The sequence below is a fragment of the Streptomyces murinus genome, from assembly GCF_002154555.1.
GTDB classification, from domain to species: Bacteria; Actinomycetota; Actinomycetes; order Streptomycetales; family Streptomycetaceae; genus Streptomyces; species Streptomyces murinus.
The window spans coordinates 1-7,271 of sequence record NZ_MUNF01000605.1; the positions used below are offsets into that span (position 1 = coordinate 1).

At 70.8% G+C, this 7,271-nt stretch carries 4 protein-coding genes and 1 pseudogene; 1 reads left to right on the top strand and 4 read right to left on the bottom strand.

Annotated features, from left to right (window positions below):
• Nucleotides 1–133: 133 nt before the first annotated feature.
• The 4 genes from CCN72_RS31075 to CCN72_RS31095 form a co-directional block, all read right to left on the bottom strand.
• The gene (locus CCN72_RS31075; protein WP_085566751.1) at nucleotides 134–1,552 is read right to left on the bottom strand and encodes a sugar porter family MFS transporter; all 1,419 of its coding nucleotides are present in this window, start codon (nucleotides 1,550–1,552) and stop codon (nucleotides 134–136) included.
• A 249-nt stretch (nucleotides 1,553–1,801) separates the two neighbouring features.
• Complete coding sequence (gene smc, locus CCN72_RS31080) at nucleotides 1,802–5,389, bottom strand: chromosome segregation protein SMC (protein WP_086811426.1); 3,588 nt, start codon at nucleotides 5,387–5,389, stop codon at nucleotides 1,802–1,804.
• A gap of 246 nt (nucleotides 5,390–5,635) precedes the next feature.
• On the bottom strand, nucleotides 5,636–5,839 hold the full coding sequence (locus CCN72_RS31090) for a hypothetical protein (RefSeq protein ID WP_018544743.1): 204 nt from the start codon (nucleotides 5,837–5,839) through the stop codon (nucleotides 5,636–5,638).
• 373 nt (nucleotides 5,840–6,212) lie between these two features.
• Nucleotides 6,213–6,494, bottom strand: a complete 282-nt coding sequence (locus tag CCN72_RS31095) for an acylphosphatase (RefSeq protein ID WP_085566748.1) — start codon at nucleotides 6,492–6,494, stop codon at nucleotides 6,213–6,215.
• Nucleotides 6,495–6,652: 158 nt separating this feature from the next.
• Between CCN72_RS31095 and CCN72_RS31100 the strand changes: the two are divergent.
• Nucleotides 6,653–7,271, top strand: a pseudogene (locus CCN72_RS31100) (CAP domain-containing protein); the annotation flags it as partial.

A 7,271-nucleotide genomic window follows, 5' to 3' on the forward strand; every position in this document is an offset into this window, starting at 1 on the left:
CCTCTCCTCGTTCCTCCCCTCGCCCCCCGGTCCGGGCAGTGGCCGGGCCGGGGGGAGAGGGGAGGAACGAGGAGAGGGGCAGCGGGGTCTGAAGGCCCTTCTCCCCGGGTTCGGGGGTGCCTCGGGGGGAGGCTCAGCCCATCTCCTCCAGGGCCTTGCCCTTCGTCTCCTTGACGAACTTCAGGACGAAGGGGATGGAGAGGGCGGCGAACACGGTGTAGATGATGTACGTGCCGGAGAGGTTCCAGTCGGCCAGCGACGGGAAGCTCGCGGTGATCGCCCAGTTGGCGATCCACTGCGCGGCGGCGGCCACGCCCAGGGCGGCGGCGCGGATCCGGTTCGGGAACATCTCGCCGAGCATGACCCAGACGACCACACCCCAGGACAGGGCGAAGAAGAGGACGAAGATGTGCGCCGCGATCAGGGCGACCCAGCCCTGCGTGGCGGGCAGCTTGCCGTCGACCAGGTGGTACGAGAACGCCCAGGCCTCCAGCGCCAGGCCGACGACCATACCGACCGAGCCGATGAGCGCGAGCGGCTTGCGGCCGATCCGGTCCACGAAGATCATCGCGATCACGGTGCCGACGATGTTGATGATGGACGTGGTGAAGGAGTAGAAGAACGAGTCCGTCGGGTCCACACCGACCGACTGCCACAGCGTCGAGGAGTAGTAGAACGCGACGTTGATGCCGACGAACTGCTGGAAGACCGACAGGCCGATGCCCACCCAGACGATCGGCTTGAAGTAGAAGCCGCCGCCCAGCAGGTCCTTGAAGGTGGAGCGGTGCTCGCTCTTCATCGCGTGCTCGATGTCGGCGACGCGCTTGTCCAGGTCGGCGCTCTCGCCCTCGACCTCGGCCAGGATCTCCTTGGCGCGCTCACGCTTGCCGACGGACAGCAGGAAGCGCGGGGACTCGGGGATGGCGAAGGACAGCAGGCCGTACAGGGCGGCCGGGATCACCATGACGCCCAGCATGACCTGCCAGGCCTCCAGGCCCATGAGGTGGCCGCGCTGGTTGCCGCCGGCGGCGTTCAGCAGGCCCCAGTTGACCAGCTGGGAGATGGCGATGCCGACCACGATCGCGGCCTGCTGGAAGGAGCCGAGCCGGCCGCGGTAGGCGGGCGGGGCGACCTCGGCGATGTAGGCGGGGCCGATCACGGAGGCCATGCCGATGGCGAAACCGCCGACGATGCGCCAGAAGGCGAGGTCCCACAGCGCGAAGGGCAGCGCGGAGCCGACGGCGCTGATCGTGAACAGCGTGGCCGCGATCTGCATACAGCGGATACGGCCGATCCGGTCGGCTATCCGGCCCGCGGTGGCGGCACCGATGGCACAGCCGATCAGGGCGATGGCGATGACCTGCGCGAGCCCGGCGGAGCCGATGTCGTAGCGGTCGCGGATGGCCTCGACGGCGCCGTTGATGACGGAGCTGTCGTAGCCGAAGAGGAACCCGCCCATGGCCGCGGCCGCGGCGATGAAGATGACATGCCCGAGATGTTCGGGATGAGCCGTCCCGGCTCCTGACTGAGGTGCCTGCGCTGTGCTGGTCACGTGAAACTCCTCGGGCCACGGCAACGCTGCCGGGGTGGGGTGAGCCCTTCCAGGTCTCCAGTGGCGCATACGTTTGCGCTACTTACACCTGAAGGAAAAAAGCAACGTTGCAGAGACTATGCCTTCAACTTCCGAAGTCAATAGGGGGAAAGTTGTGAGTTAGGAGATACGGCAGATCACTCCGTGTTCAAGAAATGAACAGGGAGTGAGGTGATCTTGATCGTCGGTACGAGTCGATCTTGAAATGGGTCAGCGCAGGCGTTGCGAGATGACCTTCGACACACCGTCGCCCTGCATGGAGACGCCGTACAACGCGTCGGCCACCTCCATCGTGCGCTTCTGGTGCGTGATCACGATCAGCTGCGAGGACTTCTGCAACTCCTGCATGATCCGGATCAGCCGCTGGAGGTTGGTGTCATCCAGCGCGGCCTCGACCTCGTCCATCACATAGAAGGGACTCGGCCGGGCCTTGAAGATCGACACCAGCAGCGCGACGGCCGTCAGCGACCGCTCGCCGCCCGAGAGCAGGGACAGCCGCTTGACCTTCTTGCCCGGCGGCCGCGCCTCGACATCGACGCCCGTGGTGAGCATGTTGCCAGGGTCGGTGAGCACGAGCCTGCCCTCGCCGCCCGGGAACAGCCTGCCGAAGACGCCCTCGAACTCGCGCGCGGTGTCCCGGTAGGCCTCGGTGAAGACCTGCTCGACCCGCTCGTCGACCTCCTTCACCACCTGGAGCAGATCGGCACGGGTCTTCTTCAGGTCCTCCAGCTGCTCGCTGAGGAACTTGTGCCGCTCCTCCAGCGCCGCGAACTCCTCCAGGGCCAGCGGATTGACCTTGCCGAGCTGCTGGTACGCCTTCTCGGCCGCCTTGAGCCGCTTCTCCTGCTCGGCCCGTACGAAGGGGCGCGGCTGGTTGCGGGGGTGCTCCGGGTCCTCCGGCAGCGTCTCACCGTCGGCGGCGGGCGAGGGCGGCACGGGCTGATGCGGCCCGTACTCCGTCTCCAGCCCCGCCGGTTCGACACCCAGCTCCTCCAGCGCCCTGGTCTCCAGCTGCTCGATCCGCAGCCGCTTCTCGGCGCCGAGTACCTCGCCGCGGTGGACCGAATCCGTCAACTTGTCGAGTTCCGACTTCAGTTCACGTCCGGTGCCGCGGGCGGCAGTCAGTTCCCGCTCGCGCCGGGCCTTGGCGGCCTCGGCCGCGGTGCGTTCCTGATCGGCGCGGACCAGGGAGACCTCGACATGCGCCAGCAGCTGCCGGGCGCCGTCGGCCACGGCCCGGGCGACGGCCGCCTCATGGCGCATCCGGGCCCTGCGCTGCTCGGCCCGCGCCCGTGCCTCCCGCTCCGCGCGGGCGGCGCGGTCGAGGGAGTCGGCCCGGCCGGCCAGGCCCTTGACCCGCTCCTCGTGGGTACGGACCTGGAGGCGGGCCTCCATCTCAGTCTGCCGCGCGTTGGCGCCGTCGGCGGAGAGCCGGTCGCGCACCGCGGTGTCCGGCTCCTCCGCCACCGGCGTCTCCTCGGCGACGGCGAGCCGCTCCGCGAGTTCCTCCGCCTCCTGTACGGCACCCTCCAGCGCGTCCTGCGCCCGTGCGGCAGCGGCGGCGGAGCGGTCGGCCTCACCGGCGGCGGCGCGGGCCTCACCGGCGAGGCGGCCGAGCTGCTGGGCGACGGTGGACTTCTCCCGGTCGGCCGCCCGGCGCCGTTCGCCCAGCTCCTCCACGAGGGCGGCAGCCTCGGTACGGCGTTCCGTCGCCGCATTCTCCGCCTCGGCCAGCTCCGCGCAGCGGACGGACAGCTCCGCGAGTTCGGCGGCGGCCTCGTCCACGGAGGCCTGGACCTCCAGCAGGCTCGGGGCGCCGGCGGAGCCGCCGTGGGCGAAGTGGGCGGCCAGGAGGTCGCCCTCGGCGGTGACGGCGGTGAGGTGGGGGTGGGAGCGGATGAGGTCTTCGGCGGCGTCCAAAGTGTCGACCACGACCATGTCGTGGAGGAGTCTGCGGATGGCCGGCATCAGCTCTGACGGGGCGCGGACGTAGTTTTCGGCCAGGATCGGTTCGCCGTCGGGTGCGGGTGCGATGGGGTTGCTCGCGCAGTTCCCCGCGCCCCTTCGGGGCGCGTCTTCGGGACCGGTGATGAGCAGGGCCGCCCTCCCTCCGTCCTGTTTGTGCAGGAGGCGGAGGGCGTCGGCGGCGGACGTCGGGTTGGTCACGGCGAGGGCGTCGGCGGCGGCGCCGAAGGCGGCGGCCAGCGGGATCTCGTAGCCCGGGGTGACGGTCAGGAGTTCCGCCGCGGGGCCGAGGAGGCCTTTGAGGTGGGCCTTGGAGTCCAGCAGTATGCCGGTGCCGTCCTTGCGGCGCAGGCCCAGGGCCAGTGCCTCGTGGCGGGCCTGGGTCGCGGCGCGCCGGCGTTCGGTGGTGGTGACGGCCCGGCGGGCCTCGGTCAGGGCGGTCTCGGCGGCGGCGAGCCGTTCCCTGGCCGCCCGGTGCCGGTCGGCGAGGTCGGTGTCGTCCGCGTCGAGTCCGTCGACCTCGGCCTTGAGCGCCTCGTACTCCTCCTGGGCGCGCACCGCGCGTTCCCGGGCCTCGTCGCGGGCCATGGCCAGCCGGTCGATCTCGGCCTGGGCGGCGGCGGCGCGTGAACGGGCCGCGCCCACCTGGCCGTTCAGCCGGGCCAGGCCCTCGCGGCGATCGGCGATGGCACGGGCCACGTCCTTGAGCCGGCGTTCCTCGACGGCCAGTTCCCGCTCCAGTTCGGCGCGGTGGGCGACCGTGTCGTCCAGGGCGTGCCGGGCCGCTTCCAGGGCGGCCTCCAGCTCGGCCTCCTGCTCGCGGACGCGGGCGGCCTCGCGTTCCAGGTCCTCGGGGTCACGGCCGCGGCGCTCCTCGGGCGGCGCGGAGGTGGCGCTCTTGACCCGGGCGTCGGCCAGCGAGACGGTGCCGCGCACCCGCTCGGCCAGCTGGGACAGCTCGTACCAGGTCTGCTGGGCGCGCTGGAGGCGGGGGGCGAGCCGCCGTACCTCCTCCTCCAGGAGGGACTCGCGGTGCAGGGCCTTGCGCAGCTCCTGCTCGGCGGCCTCCTTGCGCTCCTTGAGGGCGGCCTCGTCGGCGATCTCCGCGTTGAGCGCCCCGCGCAGTCGTACGAGGTCGTCGGCGAGCAGCCGCAGCCGGGCGTCGCGCAGATCGGCCTGGATGACGGCGGCCCTGCGGGCCACCGCGGCCTGGCGGCCGAGCGGCTTGAGCTGGCGGCGCAGTTCGTCGGTGAGGTCCTGGACGCGGGCGAGGTTGGCCTGCATCGCGTCCAGTTTCCGCAGTGCCTTCTCCTTGCGCCTGCGGTGCTTGAGGACGCCGGCCGCCTCCTCGATGAAGGCGCGGCGGCCCATCGGATCGGCGTGCAGCACGGAGTCCAGCTGGCCCTGGCCGACGATCACATGCATCTCGCGGCCGATGCCGGAGTCGGAGAGCAGTTCCTGGATGTCCAGGAGGCGGCAGGTGTCGCCGTTGATCTGGTACTCGCTGCCGCCGTTGCGGAACATGATCCGCGTGATGGTGACCTCGGCGTACTCGATGGGCAGCGCCCCGTCGGAGTTGTCGATGGTCAGGGACACCTCGGCGCGGCCCAGCGGGGGGCGCCCGGTGGTGCCGGCGAAGATGACGTCCTCCATCTTGCCGCCGCGCAGCGATTTGGCGCCCTGCTCGCCCATGACCCAGCTCAGCGCGTCCACCACATTGGACTTGCCCGAGCCGTTCGGTCCGACCACGCAGGTGATCCCGGGTTCGAACCGGAGGGTGGTCGCGGAGGCGAACGACTTGAAGCCGCGCAGGGTCAGGGCCTTGAGGTGCACGCCGCCGGACTCTACCGGCCGCCGCTGTCTCACTCCATGAACCCTCCTGACCGCGCGGTTTCACCGCTGGACAGGCAGGGCACACCAGATGTTGAAGAAGGTGAAAGGATGCGCGGGGGAAGAAAGAAGGGACGCCGAAGCGTCCCTTGCCATTCTATGGACGGCCTCGGATGCCGGTCGTCCGATCCGATGAGCGGCTGATACGGGCTGCCCAACCACTGCTGCTGTCGTGGAGCGATGCAGCGATCAGGTGAGCGCAGGCTCCGCCTGGTGTGCGTCGATGCTCTCCATGATCCTGTCCTGAGAGGCGGCAGCCGCCAGCGCGTCGTTCTCCGCCTGGATCCTGACCAGCTCGGACTCCAGGTCCTGAACACGCTGCTGCAACCGTCGCATCTCGGCGAGGAGTCGAGGGTCGGAGCCGCCGACGTAACCGAGAAGCGCCTTTGCCATGATGGATGGTCCTCCACACTGAGTGACCGACCGATGCGGTGTGGGTCGTGAGGGATTCGCACCCGCGGTGCTTGGCACATCCGAGTGTTGCTCTGCTGTTGCTCCATGCCAAACAGCTAAGGTGCGCGGGGCTTTCAGCGTCTCACCAAAAAGTTTGACGGTCAACACGATCACACCCCGTATTGGCGGGCGGACCGGGGCGCGCGGCCGGAGGGACACGGCGGCGCAGCGAGTCGTCCAGGCCCTGGGGCGCAGCGATCAGCTGTATCTGCGGAGCCTGCCACGCCGGGTCCTTCTTGGCAACCACCAGGCCGTTTCCGCTCCGGGCCGCCGTGCGCGGGGGCCCGGCGGCCGGGGGCGGGACGGCTTCGGCTCAGCGGATCGCGAAGCCGTCGTAGCCACCGCGGGGTGTGTCCCAGATCTCGGTGACGCCGTCCACACGGCCGGGCGTGTCGGCCCCCTGGAGCCAGTCGAGCAGCCCTTCGCAGCCCTCGCGCGCGCCCTCGGCGACGACCTGGACCCGGCCGTCCGCCAAATTGAGAGCAAAACCACTCAGGCCGCCGATCTCCAGTGCCTTGGCACGGGTGAACCAGCGAAATCCCACGCCCTGCACGTGTCCACGCACCCAGGCGACCAGTCGAACATCCTCACTCATGGGGGCAACCTAACCGGCCGGTGTCGTTCGGGACACATCGCCCTCTAAGGGCATGAGGTACGGTCCGCACGCGGGCGCATCCCCGGGGAAACCCACTCGATCGAGTGAGGTTGGGTCGGCCGGAAATACCAAGGAAGTACGAGGAAGAGGGCAAGGTCATGGGACGCCACCGACGCTCGGACGCCGGCCGCGCCGCGGAGGGCGACGACCCGCGCGCCTCCGCCGCCGGGAGCGACGATCCGGCGGCCGCGCCCACGGCGCCGATACCGATGGGCACCGCGCCCTATCTGAACCCCGAGGCGTACGCGGCGGCGCAGGCCAAGGCGGACGCGTATCTCTTCGCGGCCGGGCCGGGGGTGCCGGATCCGGAGCCGGGTGCGGCGGGCGGTCCGCCGAGCGGTTCCGGCGCGGCCGGGGGCTCCGGTGAGAACCCGGGCGCGGGTCCCGGTGACGGCCCAGGTCTCGATGCGGGCCCCGATCGTGGTCCGCGGCGCCAGAAGCAGGCCGGGCGCGCGGTGAGCATGACGCTGCTCGGGATGTGTGTGGCCGTCGCCCTGGGCACCGCCGCCGTGGCCGCGGGTGTGGTCCCGGGCTTCCAGGGCTACCGCCTCGACGGCAGCACCCACACCACCGGCGGCGACCGGATCCGGGCGGCGGGCTCCCCCAGCAACACGGCCGACGCGCAGGGCGGCACGTCCGGCAGCGCGGACAACGGCGGCACAGGCATCGGCGGCGGCGCGAGCACCGGCAGCGGTGCCGGCACCAGCGCCGGCACCG

Bases quoted from the DNA above. Each gene is read 5' to 3' on its own strand.
- CCN72_RS31090 (WP_018544743.1), bottom strand. From the start codon at position 5,839: ATGGCAAAGGCGCTTCTCGGTTACGTCGGCGGCTCCGACCCTCGACTC.
- CCN72_RS31095 (WP_085566748.1), bottom strand. From the start codon at position 6,494: ATGAGTGAGGATGTTCGACTGGTCGCCTGGGTGCGTGGACACGTGCAG.